The sequence below is a fragment of the Bradyrhizobium niftali genome (assembly GCF_004571025.1).
GTDB classification, from domain to species: Bacteria; Pseudomonadota; Alphaproteobacteria; order Rhizobiales; family Xanthobacteraceae; genus Bradyrhizobium; species Bradyrhizobium niftali.
Map to the genome: position 1 here is coordinate 83416 of NZ_SPQT01000030.1, position 16623 is coordinate 100038.

General features: G+C 60.1%; 19 protein-coding genes and 1 pseudogene. 11 read left to right on the forward strand and 9 right to left on the reverse strand.

Annotated elements, in window-relative coordinates:
• Positions 1-54: 54 nt before the first annotated feature.
• Both E4K65_RS37045 and E4K65_RS37050 read right to left on the reverse strand, forming a co-directional pair.
• Complete coding sequence (locus E4K65_RS37045) at positions 55-630, reverse strand: hypothetical protein (RefSeq protein ID WP_135178303.1); 576 nt, start codon at positions 628-630, stop codon at positions 55-57.
• Between the two features lie 2 nt (positions 631-632).
• Positions 633-944 (reverse strand): HNH endonuclease, encoded by a 312-nt coding sequence (locus E4K65_RS37050; protein WP_135178304.1) that lies wholly within the window; start codon positions 942-944, stop codon positions 633-635.
• A 218-nt stretch (positions 945-1162) separates the two neighbouring features.
• Between E4K65_RS37050 and E4K65_RS37055 the strand changes: the two genes are divergently transcribed.
• The 5 genes from E4K65_RS37055 (at position 1163) to E4K65_RS37070 (ending at position 6832) form a co-directional block, all read left to right on the forward strand.
• Positions 1163-1432, forward strand: a complete 270-nt coding sequence (locus tag E4K65_RS37055) for a helix-turn-helix transcriptional regulator (RefSeq protein WP_135178305.1) — start codon at positions 1163-1165, stop codon at positions 1430-1432.
• Positions 1433-1520: 88 nt separating this feature from the next.
• Positions 1521-2912 carry an SIR2 family protein gene (locus tag E4K65_RS37060; protein WP_235885896.1) on the forward strand — a complete coding sequence of 464 codons (1392 nt, stop codon included), beginning with the start codon at positions 1521-1523 and terminating at the stop codon, positions 2910-2912.
• A gap of 65 nt (positions 2913-2977) precedes the next feature.
• Positions 2978-3262, forward strand: coding sequence for a hypothetical protein (locus tag E4K65_RS49050; RefSeq protein WP_235885898.1), 285 nt, complete (start codon positions 2978-2980; stop codon positions 3260-3262).
• A complete protein-coding gene (locus tag E4K65_RS37065; RefSeq protein WP_135178306.1) occupies positions 3259-4680 on the forward strand; it encodes an argonaute/piwi family protein in 1422 nt (473 codons plus the stop codon). Before E4K65_RS49050 ends, E4K65_RS37065 begins: the two co-directional genes overlap by 4 nt.
• A gap of 532 nt (positions 4681-5212) precedes the next feature.
• A complete protein-coding gene (locus tag E4K65_RS37070) occupies positions 5213-6832 on the forward strand; it encodes a hypothetical protein (RefSeq protein ID WP_135178307.1) in 1620 nt (539 codons plus the stop codon).
• A gap of 952 nt (positions 6833-7784) precedes the next feature.
• Here the strand turns inward: E4K65_RS37070 and E4K65_RS37080 are convergent.
• The gene (locus E4K65_RS37080) at positions 7785-8306 is read right to left on the reverse strand and encodes a PRC-barrel domain-containing protein (RefSeq protein ID WP_135178309.1); all 522 of its coding nucleotides are present in this window, start codon (positions 8304-8306) and stop codon (positions 7785-7787) included.
• Between the two features lie 93 nt (positions 8307-8399).
• Positions 8400-8516 (reverse strand): annotated as a pseudogene (locus E4K65_RS50090) (ATP-dependent DNA ligase); the annotation flags it as partial.
• A 68-nt stretch (positions 8517-8584) separates the two neighbouring features.
• On the opposite strand from E4K65_RS50090, the gene E4K65_RS49595 reads away from it, so the two are divergent.
• Both E4K65_RS49595 and E4K65_RS49430 read left to right on the forward strand, forming a co-directional pair.
• A complete protein-coding gene (locus E4K65_RS49595) occupies positions 8585-8713 on the forward strand; it encodes a hypothetical protein (RefSeq protein ID WP_283813920.1) in 129 nt (42 codons plus the stop codon).
• Between the two features lie 186 nt (positions 8714-8899).
• Positions 8900-9196: a cold-shock protein gene (locus tag E4K65_RS49430; protein WP_135178310.1), complete on the forward strand. Its 297-nt coding sequence runs from the start codon at positions 8900-8902 to the stop codon at positions 9194-9196.
• Between the two features lie 275 nt (positions 9197-9471).
• Here E4K65_RS49430 and E4K65_RS49065 read toward each other — a convergent pair whose 3' ends face one another.
• The 4 genes from E4K65_RS49065 to E4K65_RS37115 all read right to left on the reverse strand — a co-directional run bounded on the left by E4K65_RS49065 (position 9472) and on the right by E4K65_RS37115 (position 12487).
• Positions 9472-9852 carry a hypothetical protein gene (locus tag E4K65_RS49065; RefSeq protein WP_135178311.1) on the reverse strand — a complete coding sequence of 127 codons (381 nt, stop codon included), beginning with the start codon at positions 9850-9852 and terminating at the stop codon, positions 9472-9474.
• A 172-nt stretch (positions 9853-10024) separates the two neighbouring features.
• The gene (locus E4K65_RS48265) at positions 10025-10390 is read right to left on the reverse strand and encodes a DUF6894 family protein (RefSeq protein ID WP_209312126.1); all 366 of its coding nucleotides are present in this window, start codon (positions 10388-10390) and stop codon (positions 10025-10027) included.
• A 1388-nt stretch (positions 10391-11778) separates the two neighbouring features.
• Positions 11779-11991: a hypothetical protein gene (locus E4K65_RS37110; RefSeq protein ID WP_135178313.1), complete on the reverse strand. Its 213-nt coding sequence runs from the start codon at positions 11989-11991 to the stop codon at positions 11779-11781.
• A gap of 229 nt (positions 11992-12220) precedes the next feature.
• Positions 12221-12487 (reverse strand): hypothetical protein, encoded by a 267-nt coding sequence (locus E4K65_RS37115; protein WP_135178314.1) that lies wholly within the window; start codon positions 12485-12487, stop codon positions 12221-12223.
• Here E4K65_RS37115 and E4K65_RS50095 point away from each other — a divergent pair.
• Positions 12383-12616 (forward strand): DUF6894 family protein, encoded by a 234-nt coding sequence (locus E4K65_RS50095; RefSeq protein WP_430649049.1) that lies wholly within the window; start codon positions 12383-12385, stop codon positions 12614-12616. The two genes, E4K65_RS37115 and E4K65_RS50095, sit on opposite strands and share 105 nt — an antisense overlap.
• Positions 12617-13165: 549 nt before the next feature.
• On the opposite strand, the gene E4K65_RS37120 is transcribed toward E4K65_RS50095, so the two are convergent.
• Positions 13166-14074, reverse strand: a complete 909-nt coding sequence (locus tag E4K65_RS37120) for a transglutaminase family protein (protein WP_135178315.1) — start codon at positions 14072-14074, stop codon at positions 13166-13168.
• A gap of 184 nt (positions 14075-14258) precedes the next feature.
• On the opposite strand from E4K65_RS37120, the gene E4K65_RS37125 reads away from it, so the two are divergent.
• From E4K65_RS37125 to E4K65_RS37135, 3 genes are all read left to right on the forward strand, one after another.
• The gene (locus E4K65_RS37125) at positions 14259-15140 is read left to right on the forward strand and encodes a transglutaminase domain-containing protein (RefSeq protein WP_135178316.1); all 882 of its coding nucleotides are present in this window, start codon (positions 14259-14261) and stop codon (positions 15138-15140) included.
• Between the two features lie 247 nt (positions 15141-15387).
• Positions 15388-15645 carry a hypothetical protein gene (locus tag E4K65_RS37130; RefSeq protein ID WP_135178317.1) on the forward strand — a complete coding sequence of 86 codons (258 nt, stop codon included), beginning with the start codon at positions 15388-15390 and terminating at the stop codon, positions 15643-15645.
• Between the two features lie 53 nt (positions 15646-15698).
• Entirely contained in the window at positions 15699-15854 is a 156-nt protein-coding gene (locus tag E4K65_RS37135) for an energy transducer TonB (RefSeq protein WP_283813923.1), read from the forward strand.
• Positions 15855-16623 lie beyond the last annotated feature (769 nt).

Sequence of the window (16623 nt, forward strand, 5' to 3'; positions counted from 1 at the left end):
CGTCACAACGTGCCGGACCACGCCTAGCGTCGCGGGGTCGAGCCAAGCCAAGAACTATTCGAGCTGCGACTCCTCGATCAAGAAGCGACCGAAATCGGGCCGGTAGTCGCCGATCCCGTAGGGGCCAGCCATCCGGAAATAGCCAACGACGTCCTCGCGGTTGAGGATGGTCGTGATGAAGGAGCCGCGCACGATCGCGCTCCAGCCGTCGAAGCACGGACGGGTGCGCGCCACCAGCGAGTCTCCGATGCGCACCATCTGCCGATGGCGGAAACGCGGGTCTTCCCACAGCTCGGGGACCGTCTTCGGACCATCGTATTCGAGGATTGCAGGACCTTCGGCGACGAAGGCAGCCTTGGCCGCCTTGCCCTTGCGCACCGTCTTGGCGCCGTTGACGAGCGCGCCCTTGATCGCAGCGGGCGGCAGGCACGGCCGGCCCTCGTGGAGCCACATCGAGCCGAAGAACTCGAGCTCGGCGATCCGATGATGATCGGCGTCGACCTTGTGCCGCTTCGACGTGACCTTGCTCAAAGCCTTCGCCTGCGGATCGAGTGGGTCCGCCAGGCGACTGGAGTGCATCAGCATCGGGCCGACGCCGACCAGGCGCAGCGTGATCTTCTCCACCGCCATGATCAGACCTCGCCGTCGGTGGGATCGAAGAGCGGCGTCGTCTCCGCGATGCTGCGGACGATGTCGGCGTACGACGCCGGCTTGTTCGCGTACTTGCGCGCGCGCAGCATGCTCGTCACCACCTCGTGGCATTCACGGCACAGCACGGTCAGATCGCCCTTGCGCTCGTCGCCGAGGTTTTCGTAGGTGCGGTGATGCGCCTCGAGTTCCTCGGTTGCCGGGCAGAGCAGGCAGCGATGGCCTGCGGCCGCGAGCGCACGGCGACGGCTCTCTCGCCAGGCGGCGCTGCGAAGATGCTTCTGGTAGTCCACCATCGATCGTTGTCCCCGTTGATTGCGCGGGGACGAATAGCACAGATTCTGGATTTTGGGGACAAATTGTCCCCGAAACCCCAGAAAGTTTTTGTTAACCTTAACGTGCGGTTAACGGGAGACGGAGGATTCTACTCGTCGGCCATGGGTTGTCCGACTCGCCCCATCGGAAACCTGAACAGAAGAACTCATAGATTCTGCCTCATAGAAGCAACGGCTCGATGGATGACCACCCGCTCACCCCTTCTCTACTCCGAGCAGCCCGCGCGCTGCTCGGATTGAGCCAGACCGAATTGGGGCGGAAGGCGGGCGTGTCGCGGAAGGCAATCGCAACCTTCGAGACGGCAGCGCCCTCGGACCGGCTCGATCCTCGCCGCAAAGCCGTGCTGGATACACTGCGGCACTACCTCGAAGTCGAATGCGACATCGAGTTTACCTTCGCGAACGACCAGACGGGCGAAGGCGTACGGCTCCGCGCAAAGCCGATGTGACGAGGGCGACTGAAAGATTCCGGTGGGCAGAATGACCGAAGGCCAAGCCTAAGTCGTATAACGTAACTCCCACAACTAGAATATCCGCATGTCAGCCGATTCGACCTTTCCAACCGTTGCTGCGGACGATTTTGCGCGCCGCTTCTCGCAACGGGGCGGAAACCTGATGTGGTTGCTCGGAGCGGGTGGTTCGGCGGCCGCCGGCATTCCGACGGCGTGGGACATGATCTGGGAGTTCAAGCAGCAGCTTTACATAAGTCAGCGGCGCGTTTCCCCGAAGATGGTCGCCGACCTCGCCAACCCGGCCGTCCGGCGCGAACTCCAATCGTTCATCGATGGCATCGGAAATCTGCCGCGGCCCGGCGCTCCCGAAGAATACGCGGCGCTCTTCGAAGCCGTCTATCCGAGCGAGGCGGACCGTCGAACCTATATCGCGTCGAAGATCAGCGGCGCCAAGCCTTCCTACGGTCATGTCGCTCTTGCGACGATGATGCGGGGTGGACGTGCTCGCCTCGCCTGGACGACTAACTTCGACCCTTTGATCGCCGACGGCTGTGCGAAGGTCTATGGCAGAACGGGCCAGTTGACGACGGTGGCGATCGAGACTGGAAGTCTTGGACGCCAAGTCATCGACGAGGGGCGTTGGCCCGTCGAAGTCAAATTGCACGGCGACTTCCGATCGCGCAGGCTGAAAAACACTGGAGACGAACTGCGCGAACAAGATGCGAAGCTCAGGGCGTTGTTGATCGACAGTTGCGGCCGGTGGGGCCTGATCGTCGCCGGCTACAGCGGCCGAGACGATTCCATCATGGACACGCTGGAAGCAGCTCTCGAACGCGACACCCCTTTTCCGACCGGTCTCTTCTGGCTCCATCGCGGCGAGGACCCGCCGTTGCCGCGTGTCCAACGGCTCTTGGTCGCCGCCGCCAGCAAAAGCGTCGATGGCGGACTGGTGCCGATCGAGAATTTCGACGAGGTCTTGCGCGACCTCGTTCGCCTCGCGGAGGATCTGGACACCAAGGCATTGGACGAACTCGCTTCGGAGCGACGGATCTGGTCTTCCGCACGGCGTCCGACCGGCAACCGCGGTTTTCCGGTCGTCCGCCTCAATGCGCTAGAATTGATCGAAACGCCGACCGTTTGTCGTCGTTTCGTTTGCGGCATCGGCGGCGTGGCGGAGGTAAGGTCGGCGATCGAAGCCGCCGACCTGCCGGTGCTCGCGACGCGGTCGCGAGCCGGAGTGCTCGCTTTCGGCTCCGACCACGACGTGCGGGCCGTACTTTCGGCGTACGACATCGAAAGCTTCGACCTGCATGCGATCGAAGTCCGCCGACTGCGCTACGAAAGCCAGGAGCGCGGTCTGCTCCGCGAGGCCCTGACCCGCGCGCTGACTCGTGCGCATGCGATGAACGCCGACCGTCGCCGGAGCAGCGATCTTCTGACGCCATCATCCATCGACGACGCGAAGTGGGGCCGCTGAAGAGTCTGGCTGGAAGCCTTGGCGGAACGGTAGCGAGGCATCCCGAACTGAGCTGGCGGGAAGGCTTGGGCATCCGACTGGATTGGGCCGACGAACGGCTCTGGCTTCTGCTCGAGCCGCGCACCGTGTTCGAAGGAATCACGCAGGCGAACAGAACCGCGGCGACCGATTTTGCCCGCGAGCGCACGGTAAGGCGCTACAATCAGACGCTCAACGCCCTTCTTTCATTCTGGTCGACACTGTTCGCCTCCCCGCAGCGTGACGTCTTGGCGCTGGGCATCAGCGCGGGCGTGGATGCAGCTTTCAGGCTCGGCGATACGACGGCCTACTCAGGAAGAGCCCGCCCATGACGAGCGAAATATCGCCTCACATTTTCATCCCGGAAGCCGAGCTCGCGTTCCATCCCGAGCGAACGTTCGACGTCGACCTGCATCCTCTGCGCGGGCTGTTGCGGTTCGGCCCCTATTCGTCCGGCCTCGTGCCAGATCCCATTCGGATCGCGACGATCGCGCCGGCGCGGCAGGGGGCGCGACTCTACGGCTTCATGAAAGAACTCGCGGCCGAGTTCAAGCCGACCGAGCGCAAGGACTACCTGCCGGCCTGGCCCGGCTTCCGTAAGGCGTTCAATCTCGATATGCGAGGCGCCGTCAAGGATTGCCACGTCGAGGTGGACGATCGGCTTGAGGCCGAGATGAAGGACTCGGCCACGCCCCACGTCGTGCTGGCCGATAGGCTGCTCCGCGCAATCCAATCTCTCGAAGCGCGTCGCGACGCGTTCGACATCGTCTTCATCTATATACCGCAAAGCTGGGCTGCGGGCTTCGTGGGGGCCGCCGGTGACGATTTCGATCTCCACGACCACCTCAAGGCCGCGACCGCAGCGCGACGCATTCCGATCCAATTGGTGCGCGAAGACCGCGCGCTCGCCTATCCGGATCGCGCGAGCGTCATGTGGCGCATCGGGCTCGCGATCTACGCGAAGGCGGGCGGCGTCCCCTGGAAGCTCGCGGATACCGATCCGGAGGCCGCCTATATCGGTCTCTCCTACGCTGTGCGTCCGACCGAATCGGACCGGCCGCGCTTTGTCACCTGCTGCAGTCAGGTCTTCGATGCGGAAGGCGCCGGTCTCGAATTCGTCGCCTATGACGCCCACGAAATCGACGTCCAGCGCGAAAACCCGTTCATGTCTCGAACCGAGATGTTCCGTGTGATGAGCCGATCGCTAGACCTGTACCGGCGAAGGCACTCGGGCCGCACGCCTCGAAGGGTCACGGTGCACAAGACGACCGAGTTCAAGAAGGACGAGATCGACGGCTGCATGGAGGCGCGGCATCTGTGCGAGGCGGTCGACCTGGTACAGGTCGTTGAGGACGTGGGCTGGCGCGGCGTCAGGATCGAACGCGACCGGCAGGGCGGCGCCAAGGGAAAGCCCAACGGCTATCCGGTCGAGCGCGGCACGCTGATCCCGCTTGGGGATCGGGAGTGCCTGCTTTGGATGCACGGCGACGTGAAGGGCGTTGCCGAACGCTCATACTACCAAGGGGGTCGTAGCACGCCGCGCCCGATCCGTCTGATCCGCCACGCGGGTCATGGTAGTTGGGACGAAACGGCGCGTTCGGCTCTCGCTCTCGCGAAGATGGATTGGAACAACGACGCGCTGTACGACATGCTGCCGGTGACGATGGCTTACGCGAAAGTGCTCGCACGCGTCGTGAAGCGGATGGACGGGCTGGGTTCGACACCCTATCAGTTTCGCTTCTTCATGTAGCGAAAGGCGATGTCGGTTATCTGGCATCGCCGGTCGTCTGATTGCACTCAAGGAACGCGCGCCTTGAAGGCATGGTCCGGAGATCTCGCCGGATTGGAAGACCTACGACTTGCTCAGCCACTCGATCAGCGCGTTGACGTCCACGGCGAAATCTCTGGCCTCGCCTGGTCCGCCTTTATGATTGAAACAGGTTATGTCGCAGCCGTGCGATCAATCTAGCAGTGAAATTTGATCAGCGAGCGTTCCGGATGTATCAATGAGATATCCCTCGCGTCGAGACATCGATCGGCCAAGTCCGGGAAATCAAAGGGTTACGCTGGATCTGGTAGCGGGGGAGGGACTCGAACCCCCGACCCCAGGATTATGATTCCCGGCCTCCAACGGTATGAGTCCTTTCCGCCCCCCGTTTGGTAGCATTTACCCAATTTTAGCCCGAAAATGCGAGTCTAACCAGCACCTTGCAGGCCGAGAAATCGACTTCGGCGGAACGGGGATCGCTACGAATTTGCTACGGGAATTCGGAAGGGCTCCGATGCAGGGCACCGAGAAATACGAGACAAAGCGGGTCAAACTGGATGCGCAGCTCGTGAAACAGGCGATCGCGCGCGCATCGCTCGCCAAGGATTCGAAATTCGTCTGCGACTATTTCGACGAGGACCTGCATTACCTCTTGCTGCGTCAACGCGGTCGAGCGCTCGGCTGGTTCGTACGCGCCAAGGGGCGGACCGAGCGGATCGGAAGCGTCCGGCCGAACGATCCTAACTATCTCTCGCCGGACAAGGCACGCACGAAGGCCGGACAGATCTATTACGGCATGAAACCACGCGGTGCGATACCGCGGAGCGGCGGAGCCTGGACCTGGGCCGATCTCGATCGTGAGTACCAGGAGATGCTCTCGCATCCGCGCAAGGTCGGCAATCGCATCAAGCCCCCGGTCCACGCCACCCAGGATGAGGTCCGGCGGCACTTCAACAAGCCCGAGTTACAAAGCTGGCAGAAGCTCAAGCTTTCCGATATCGGGCCGCTCCATTTACGCAAGCTCATCGACGACATCCAGCGACGTAGTTACTCCGCCTGCGTCAAAACCATGGTCTACGTGAAAGCGGCGCTGACCTGGGCGCAGGGACAAAAGACCCTGGAAAGCGGGCTCGGCGAAACGCATGCGTGGTGGGCGACGATGAAGCCGCCGCAACCCGACGGCAAGGAGATCAAGAAGATCGAAATCCGCCATCAAGCGCTGACCGCGGCTAAGGACGCCCTGACCATTAAACATTTGGCCGAGCTGCTTGTCGTTCACGAAAATTACTGCGCCGGGCGCGAAGGCAACGAGAAAATCTCGCCAGGTGTGCGTTACGGCATCTGGTGGCTGGCATTGAGCGCCAACCGCCGGTTCACGGCAACGAGGCTGAGCCGCTCGTCCCTCACATGGCCCGATGAATGGAATCCCTACTCCACCCCCGACCAACCCTGGGGCGTAGCCGAATGGCCGCCCGAGTTTGCAAAGGCCAAACATCCGTTCATGCTCCCTATCCCGCCAATCGGCATTCACATCGCTTGCTGTTGCATGTGGGATTGGGAAGCAGTGGTAACGCAAAAACGGGGTTTCAAGAGGGCAACCCAATGGGTCTTTGCGTCGACCAGACGAAAGGCTCGCCGCGGCCATCCGGAGAATCCCGATCCAGGTATCTATCCGAACAGCCTCAACGCCCACCTGCGCGCGCTACGTGGCCGAAAAAAGAGCGGTAAGAACAAGACCGACCTGCTCAAGGACCTGCCGGACTTCTGGCCTCACCTGATCCGGTCGATAACGACGAACTTCTTCGCGCAGCATCGCAAGACGCTTCCCGCGGCAGCCTCATCCGCGATGCTCGGTCATGTACTGCCGAGCGACCGAGAAATCGACTGGCGCCGGATGTCGAAGACGACGCTCGACTATTACCTTACGGCTCAGCACATGGACTTGAAGCGCGAAGCAATGAAGCTCTGGAGTGAGAAGCTACTGCAAGCCTACTATGAGGCAGGTGGTAAGCTTCCGATCCGGAGCGAGCCACGTATTCAGATTAACGATGACTTGCCGAGAGTCCCCGTCGTGGCCCCTCTTTCACCGGTGCAGGAATCTAGTTTCGTTCCCGTAGCAACAGAAAAGGACTAGCCGAGGCACGAATACCCAATAGGCCGGCTACATTTCCGATCGAAATTGTTGTGCAGTCGAACGTAACAGTCGGCGTGACTTCGCGCGACGAATACAGTCGCCGTCGGCGATAGCTGCGAAGGACAGAACTGCTTCTGAGCCTCGATGGCGGAGAGAGTGGGACTCTCAGCCACCCCTCCTAACCGATCGAGAACCGCTGCAAAATCAGGAGCTTCCGGACAAGCCGAACGATTGTGTGTACCACCAAAGTGTACCGGAATTCAGCGGTTCTTGCTAACGGGAAATCGCCTTTTCGGTCGGCAATCGAGTCATTGCGACCCGCCTTTTCGCGGCTTCGCTTTCAATCGGCGGATAGCTTGATCGAGACCGGTCGTCTCGGTGTCCAATAGGACGCCGATCTTGGTATCTTGCCCGTCGGCCTGCGCGGACGTGGTCCGCGGCAGCAGGCGCCGCAGGTCCATATACATCCACACATGAGGCGGCCTCTCTGCGCTGGGAGGCTTATGTCGGAGCGCGCAGACCGGGTGAATCCAGCCACTTATTGACGGTAACCGAGTTATCGATCCGGCTGGCCATCCGTAGAAGTTCGTCGCGTCGAATGCCATGAGGCATACCCTCAGCCTGCTTGCGCAAGTCAACTGCCTCGTCCTCTAAGCGGTATTGAAATATCGAGGATTGCTTGAACATGAGTGCTCCAATGTTCGGTTCGGCGGAGCGCAACTGGCGTTCTCGTCACCGATAGAAGCCATGAGCCGGACGGTGATGGAGGTTGTTAACGCTTGTGGCAGACCAAGTCTGAGCAATTTTGCTCATCCCCGTGGGCGCACTCGGCGACTGCCGGCGCCCATAAACGCCCGAGCCGGTCAGAACGGCCCGCCAGCGTGAACCGGCAGGCCCTTTGTCTCAGTAACGAGCGATCAGTAGCCGTATCAGGCGCATTCCCGCACCAAAGTTAGTACTTAAACTCCGGCATGGCCTTCAATTCGTCCTTGGTGGCGTTATACACCGCGTGATCGGGATACCAACGCGTACTGGCGCTGGTTGTGGTGGTTGTCGTGGTGGTGGTTGCGGCACCGGTGGTGGTTCGCGTGGTGCTGTCTGGAGCGGAAGTGGTTGCAGGCGCATTCGCTGGTGGGGACGTTGTTGACGCAGTTGTTGAGGTCACGGGTTGGTCAACCCACTTCAGCTTATCGAAGGCGACCGCCACGTAATGCTCGCCCAGGCCGAGAACGCCGCCCACACCCAGAATGACATTGGCCACCTTGCCTGACCTATCCAAAATCACGTCATGGATGTCGCCGATCTTCTCGTTTGCTTCATTGTACACATCGACGCCGGCGAGCTTGGACGCGCGCCACTCACCCTCCTTGTGCGTGGTAGCACTGGTTGCCGTTGCTGTAGCTGTTTGAGCCGCCGCCGAGCCGGTCATCGACGCGGTGGCCAGGAAGGCTATTGCAAGATATTTGTAAATCATGATGTTTCTCCAATGATTTTAGGGAAACAATATTGCGGTGGGAGTGGTTCCAGCGGTGGAACGCTTATTTCCGTAGTGCTAGCCGTCGCCATTCTTGCGCATCGACAGCGGCAGCGGCCGCAGATCCTCGCCGCCGACGGCGAGGTGTACCTCCTCGTCGTGCTTGCGCAAATGTAGGGCGTTGAAGTCGGAGATGCCGTCGATGCCGAGCGCGTCGATGCCATCCTCAAGGAAAGCAGATCATCCCTGCAACCACCAGAACGACGCCGCATCGGCGCATGCATATCTATTTTAGGGTCGCTGACATTCGCGACGCCGAGCACCAGAAGCAGATCAACAAGGCAATGCAAAACCTGCTTGGCACCGACGCGGTCAGTGACGCCTGCCGCCTGATGCGCATTCGCTGACGAGCTTCTAACCCCCTTTAGGCAGTGGCGGCGCCTCGGGCTCCGCAAATCGCGGCATGTTTGGCAGAGCGCCCATGATAGGAACCAACATTTTGTCTTGCAGTTTCCCGAGCAGCTACTCAAGAGGGACCCACGCGTCATAGTGAAGGTCAGCGCGATCACCGGTTACGTGCAGGTGTCGGTGTCGTGACCAAAATCGGCGAAGTAAAAAGCTGGAACGACGAACGCGGGTTCGGATTTCTGCGCGTCGATGGGTACGACATCTTTTGCCATGCCTCGGCGCTTCCGCGTGGCACGACGAAGCTCCAAGTTGGCGTACACGTCGGGTTCGAAGTTGGAATCAACGAGCGCACCGGCAAGCCAATGGCTACGAACGTTCGGCGTATAGTGGCCAACCAACTCCCCGTCTATTCCCGGCCTAGACCACCAGACAGGCGGGGAGTTTGCCGGCGCGGGTTCACGCTGGGGGCCTGTCACCAATAGAGCAACCCCTGCCGATTTACGACAGGGGCTGCCGCAGGTGGATGGCCTGAGGCTAGCGCCGGGGCGTCTAGGTGTCACGCCAAGGACCCACTATAGCCAACGCCGCTTGACGTTTCGCAGCTAGCAGATTTGTTGGGCAACGCGCACAAAGAAGAGGCGCGTGGACGTCGGCCGTGCTCGGTTTGATCTCGTGTGTCAAAATTGAATACACGTTCTGGTTTCGCCAATTGTTCTGCTGAACGCCTGCCTGGCAAAATCGCCCGCCAAATCGGAGACTATTTCGCCTTAGGCAGATCGCCGGCGGTCCGCACCAGGCGGTCCGCCTTTACCAGCACGCGATCATCAGCCGGCTGCGGTCGCAGTGAAAAGCTGATCGCGACAAAAGCGACGCAGAGCACTACGCCCGCCGCCATAGCGCGCATGTAGGTCGGCCTATCGGCATTGTAAAACGAGGGAGGGCTGCTCCTCATCGCCTGCCGCGCGAATTCAGCCGGGGAGCGCTTTTGCAGCTGTTCAGCTTCGAGATGCTCGACGGAAAGTACGCGGTAGTGAGCCGCCATCTCACCATAGTGTTGTCGTGAGGAACGATCGATCGCCGTCTCAGCTCGCTTTTCAAACGCGCGGGCGCGGTCGGCAAATTCTGTTGCCTTTGACATCGGGCACCTCATTATAAGGCGATCCGCTGGACACCGATCGATTGGTCGGCCGACGCGGCTATTCGGTTCAACGTAATTGGCGACCCACCGGTTCGCGCTGGCGGGCCTGTGTTAGCATCTTGGCGTGCCGCGCCGATCGTGCGGAACGTCGCGGCACGGGCCGCAGGAGCTGTCATAGGCGGCGCCTGCGGCCCTTGTTCTCATTTTCCCGGAATGCTCTCGTGCGGTCTTGATGTCCGTCTGTGGGCGGCGGCCCCGCCAACGCGGTTACAAATGGCGAGGCCGCCCCGCTCCGGATCGCTGTGCGCGTGATCGAAAACTGAACGATCAGGAAAGTCCGCCCGAGGATCCCGGGAGTGTCAGAAACCTCGACGCGCCATGTGTTGTTCTGCCACAACAGACCGTCCGCTCCATCGTTGAGAATTTTTCCGCTCAATTCGATCGCGGCTGCTTCCGCAGATTCGATGTCCGGAAGCTCAAGTCCGACGTCATCGAAGACGGAAATGTCGTTGTGAATGTGGAAGAAGAACCGGGTCATCCGCACAACTCCCCTCCAAGGGACGGTAGCGAGAGCGTTCGATCTCACTCCGCCAATGTGGGCGTCCCGATCAATAGACCAGCAGTGGAACCCGGAACGCAGATCTTTTGAGGCAGATGAATGCCCTTAGTGGGTAGGTTTTCTAGTCAGAGCCTGAGCCGGCGGACTTCGCCTGGTGGAAGCGCATCTGATTTCACGCGCAGGCGGTGCTGCAAGAGCCTCATGTTGTGCCCGTCGCCGACGACCCGCGCGACCGCTTCGGTCGCCTTCTCAGGTTTGACCGATGCAACCCAGTATGACCTTTCCCCGTCGGGCGAGATGACCACGATTGTGGGCAAGCAGACCATCATCAAAAAATTCCGTACTATGCCCGTCGGCGGTTGTGCCGCTAGTCCCTAAAAGATACGCCGCCGAGCTCGAAATACGCCGTCTCGGCGGCGCCCTGTACTAAACTGGGTCCAGCAATCCCAGCCACGTTGATATCAGCAACGCCCGTGCCACTCGATCTGATCTATTCGCTGCGGTGTCTTGGTTTGCTTTTGCCGCATCCCGCTACCGCTTCTAGAAGAGGTGGCACAGACTGCACATCCTCGCGGGGCTTTCGTTTGCTAGATTTTCCCAATGGGGAATGACCTTGTCTTTCGCGTCCTAGTGGTTGTGCTCGGGACGGTGCCGATAATCCTCGCCGCGATCGCTGTTTTCATGCGGTAGCCGCCATTGATCTATCTCAATGACGCTGTTGCCGCCGGGCACCTGCTACATGGGGAGGCGCTCCATGACGCGCGGTCGGCTATGGCTATACCATGTGGTCGTCTGGTCGATGGCAGCGGTGGCTTTGGTCCCGCTCGCATCCATAATCTGGTGAGGCTGTTTAGCGCCTCACAGGCCCGCCGGTTCGCGCCGGGCTAGCGACTCTGCTAAGCAAATCGAGCGATCGGTGCCCGCCGGTCGCCAATATCTCAGTTAACTCCCGCCGGCTCACAAGGTCGGCGGACTTTCTTTTTTGGGCGCGGGGCTTCGAACCCCGCGCTCACGCGGCCGGTGCAGACATCGGTCCTGTTGCCTTAGCCAAGCGGGCTTTTCTTTTGGCTTTTGCGGGCGCGGCAACCTGGGGCCTGTTTTCAGGCCGCTGTTCTTGTGCTCTGGTTGGTTGCTTCGGGCAGAGAAACCTCGCGGACCACCGCTGTTCGAACCTTCGTTGAACGTCCAGAGGGACGGCGGACATCGGAAAATCTCCTCACCCCGGGGTTCGTTGCCTTAACGCGGAGGGGGCTCCAAAGATCCTTAGCCATGCGCCGGCGCCCATCGCAACCGGAAGCGTCTGGCGGTTGGCATGCTGGAAGGATGAAGCCGGGCCCGCCGGTTCACTCTGGCCGGCCTTTGTTTCGCTACGCCTCAACACACGGGACGGCGAAATTTTCGCAAATCGAGGCAAAGCTCTTTTTCGCTTCAGCATCCTCGAAGCAAAAGCGCGTGCCCTTGTCAGCTTGCTCGATCCACCAATCGACCTTGTTCCCCTTTGCAATGCGGGAGGCGTCACCACGCAGCTGATCCAGTTTTCTGCCGGAGGCTCGCACAATCAAACCATTCGTTTTGGTCACGGAAACACCTGAGGAAAATCAAACAGAGAGACGGCCCCGGCTTGGGGGCTAATGCAGGGGGGACGCCGGGGCCGCTCCGCCAGCTCAGGCGGCGAGCCAGCATTTATCAAGCCGCGTCCCGCGCGTGGGTTCCTAAGGCGCGCCGATTGCAACCCCAGATTCCTGCATTGCCTTATCTTGGAATTTGTCTCTGCGCGTCACTCGCGGCGTGGTTGTCCTTCACGCTGATCTATTGACGGAGCAGATCCTCGCCGTGACTCAGCAGCCGCACGTAGGTCCCGCTTTCGTGCAGCTCGAGCCAGCCTTTCTCGACAGCGCACCTGATGCCGGCGCCGAACTCCGCGCCGCTTCCCTTGAGCGTGTAGAGGAAGGGATAGTTGATCTTCTCGATGTGGACCCGGCTGTCCTGTACCGGCTCGATGCTCGAAGCCAGTTGAACGAGCTGGCGAGCGGCGACTTCCGGATCGGCGAAGGGGCGTTCGGTGACGAGTTTCATTGCTGGAATCGCGACGGTCACGACGTTGCCGAGGACGAAGAAGGAATGGAACTCTCTAGCATGCGTCAGGTGCAGGAGGAAGCGGCCCGTTCCCTAGCTAGCCGACATGATCCGCGGGGCTTCAGCTGATATGTGGGCTTTGAGATTATTCCTCCAGAACAAAGGTCTCCCGATTGTGCGGTCCGAGTTCGCTCGGTCTTGATCGGGATCCCTCCATTGCCTGGCACATAGGAGGCTCCTTGGTGCCGCGGCTGCAAAGAGGACGCCGTTACATCGCTAGGGCTTCTGATTAAGCCACCGAGACATATGCGCGCTGGCACATGTTCGGCGAGAAGCGCGCGAGGCGTCCTGGCGATCGAGGCAGCATTACGAAAGCCCTAGCGCCTGCTCGCTGTAGGTAGAGCCCGAGGAGATACGGCAAAAAAAGCTAAACGTGGTCGGCCGGTTGGCTGGCGTTGCGGCGAAGGAGAAAGCCGCGCCTTTTCGGCGTATAAGCTAGCAACGCGATTAGTCTTTAGGTTGCTCTTCGTCGAGAGGAGCAATGCCAACAAGAGTGTAGAATGTCCGTGTATCACCTGTCACCGTCTCGTCGATCTCCACCGGCCTTCATTGAGCGCAACCAAGCGAGGGCGAGCTGGCCTCGCGGGCTAAGGACGTCTCTCAATATCTGCGGTGAGATTAAGGCATTGCGTTGGATGCGATCTCGGCTTCGGCGATCGGCTCCGACTTCACATTGACGGTGACTTCCATGCTGGCATCATCGCCGGCATCGCCCCAATAGCTGCCTGAAAGGGGGATAGCTTGAGCCGGGGTCCGAGCAACGCCAACCCTGATAAGGTCCCGATTCCCTACTATGCCGTTGGTCGGATCGAACTCGACCCAGCCCGAACCCGGCACATAGATTGAACACCAGGCGTGCGTCGATCCGCCTCCGAGCCGGGTTGGTCCATCGCGATCGGGCACATAGACGTATCCAGTGATGAAGCGAGCGGCGAACCCGAGCGAGCGCGCGGCTTCCATCATCAGCAGCGCGAAGTCGCGGCAAGTCCCCCGTTGAAGACCTATGGTTTCCGCAGGTGTTTGGGTGCCTCGCATTGTGCGGCGCTGGTAGGAAAATCCCTCCGCGATAGCCTCGTTGAGCGTCATGAGCAACTGCCCCGTAGGGCGATTAACGCCGAGCGGCACGAACTTGGAAAGCCACTCGGGGACGGCTGTATCCGCTGGATAATGGCGACGGATGTATGGGTCTAAATCCGGCAGCTCATTGTCGTCATAAGCGAACGGATGCTCCCGAGCGTATTCCTCGATCCGAAAGTCTGGAGCATTTTCCGGGGTATGCTCGAGACGGATCGTGGTTTCAAACTCCAGATCCTCTGCCAAGATATTGAAGTCAACCAACGTTAGGCAATTGCCGAACACGTCGTGTATCCAACGGATCTCGATGGGATCCGGCTTTATCGCAAGTTGGCAGTCGAGCAGCCGCTGATCGAAACTGTCTCGCGGACGAAAAAGCATTTGATGCTGGCCAAGCTTTACTGGCCTGGGGTAGCGATAAGCAGTGCTGTGGTGGACGGTGTAAATGGTCATCGCATGCGCTCGGAACCGCACGATAAGACCCGGTCTTGCCCGTAGTCCGCAAGCGGAAATCGATTTATTCGTCCCGCACAACTGTCCTTCATTTCAGCAGCATAGCCGAAGTAGAGCGAGGAACAAATCAGGGCTGGGCGCGCTTTGTCTGTCACGGTCAACGGCGACGGGCAGGGAGACGGCTTTGAAGATCCGGGCAGGCTACGATATCGCGTTCGAGTGCTTTCAGGATGTTCCGATGGTGCTCATGCTCACCGTCCATCCTTCGCGACATGCAGATATCCTGACTGACCATACTCTCCAGGTGTCACCGAAGGTGCTGGCCAAAAATTACACGGACGTCTTCGGCAATATTTGCACTCGCCTTGTTGCACCGACCGGCCTGATCGAGATTCGCAACGAATTCACTGTCGCGGATAGCGGTCTGCCCGATGCGGCCGCGCCGAATGCTGCTCAAGACCCCGTCCACGGGTTGCCGGATGAGGCGTTGATGTATTTGTTGGGCAGCCGGTACTGCGATACGCAGAAGCTAACAGACGTTGCCTGGTCGACGTTTGGTCAGATCGACGGCGGCTGGCAGCGCGTCCAGGCCATCTGCGACTATGTGCACGACCGCATTCAGTTTGGGTACCACTTTGCCCGGAGTGATCGCACGGCCTCTGAGGGCCACCAGGAGCGAGTAGGGGTGTGCCGAGATTTCGCGCATTTGGCTGTGGCACTGTGTCGATGCATGAACATTCCAGCGCGATATTGTACCGGTTATCTCGGTGATATCGGCGTTCCGCCTGATCCGGCGCCCATGGATTTTAGCGCCTGGTTTGAAGCTTACATCGGCGGACGGTGGTACACTTTCGACGCGCGGCACAACCACGCCCGCATTGGTCGAGTGGTGATTGCGCGCGGTCGGGATGCCGCGGACGTGGCAATCTCAACTGCGTTCGGCCCCACGAGACTTGCGCGCTTCAAAGTACTGACTGAAGAGGTGCCGGCTGACGAAGCTTTTTCGCTGCAGCCACGAGTGGAGACGTCAAGCGACAGTTTACTGGTCCAGCGGCAGTTCGCTTGATTCGAATTTGACACTTAGTTTGTCTGGTACTTCGATCGCAAGCTAGCCGTGGGGACCGGCCTCTTGGAGGGGCGTCATCTGCTGAGCCAGACGTCTCCGACATCTCATCCTGCTCAAGCGCATCTGCCGGGGCATGATAGTTCTCGACGATAGCACGCAAGGTAGGGCGGCGTTTTTTTCTGATACCCGAACCCGATTGACTCTGGGTTCGCGTGTCGTTCTATTGGGCAAAATCCCAGGTTTGGTCATGCCCACACTCGAATATCTCCGCTCGGAAATCGAGCGCATGCGCACGCAGATTGGTCGACAACGCAAGGAAATCCTCCAGCTTCAACGGGCCGGGATAGGGACGGCTTCGGCTGAAGCGCTCCTGACACGGATGCAGGCGAAGGTGGAACAGCTTGTTGCCCAGCGAGACGAGGTGAAGATGGCTGAGCCGCGCGAGACGCGTACGCGCGTTTTGGGAGGTGGCGGCTTCGGCCGTCGGGGCCGGGATCAGACCTAGCTGCAGCATGAGCCTAGGGCATCGAAGGCGCCCAATGGCGCGCAACGAGGCCCATTGAGTCGAATTCGGTGACGAAGTCTTCCGGCAATAACGTGCTCGACCGTGAGGCGATCGAAATCCTGCGTCGCGCCAGCCCGTTCCCGGCTTTTCCCGTCGCCAAGCCCGGCGCGCAGGACAGCTTTCTCGCGCCGGTTAGTTCCGCGCGCTGACACTTGCGGCCGACATCCTTAATCGCGGGAGTTTGATGAAATTCTCAATGCGCTGAGGAGAGGAGTAGTGCGGAAACAGCGCCTCCTTCTGGGCCCCTTCTGTGACCTTCATCTGCGCCGCTATTGGCGGATAAACGGTCATCAGGCGCTCCTCAGCCGGCAGTTCGGATCCAGGACCGCTAAGCTTCCCTAGTAAGCAAAATCCCCGCGAAATCGGGGCGCCTTCCGAGGAGACAACTCGTAGACTTCCAACTGGTGGCCGCACCCGTCCACGTCATTTCCCAACCTTGGAAGACTTCGAGCGAGCTTTTGCGTATGGTCAGTCGTCCCGACTGGTGGGCCGAGGCCGCGTGCAACACTTCACCCTTGCAAACATGCCTCGATCCAACAGACAGGCTAGAGGCGCTCCTGAATTGAACCTTTGATCGAGTTGCAGGCCGGCAACCCACGACGACTATCTACTCTGCGGCGGCCGCAGCGTTCTTCGTACCGCTCACGTTCCATGTCCAAGCTCTACAGCAGCATCATCGCCACGAAGCCGCCGTAACATTCGTCGTCACAGCCTCGTCGCTCAGAACGTAAAAAGCCGCCGGGTTGAGACCCCGGCGGCTCTTGCTATCGGCAATTGTGAGACTGTCGTCAGTAGCTACGCTTCGTGTTCGCGCCAGTGGTTTGACCAGGGGCATAACCCGACGCACCAGGATGACCTTTCTTCGAGCCCATGGCTTGCATCTCGTGTCCCGGGGCGTATGCTAGCCCTTGGTTTGCA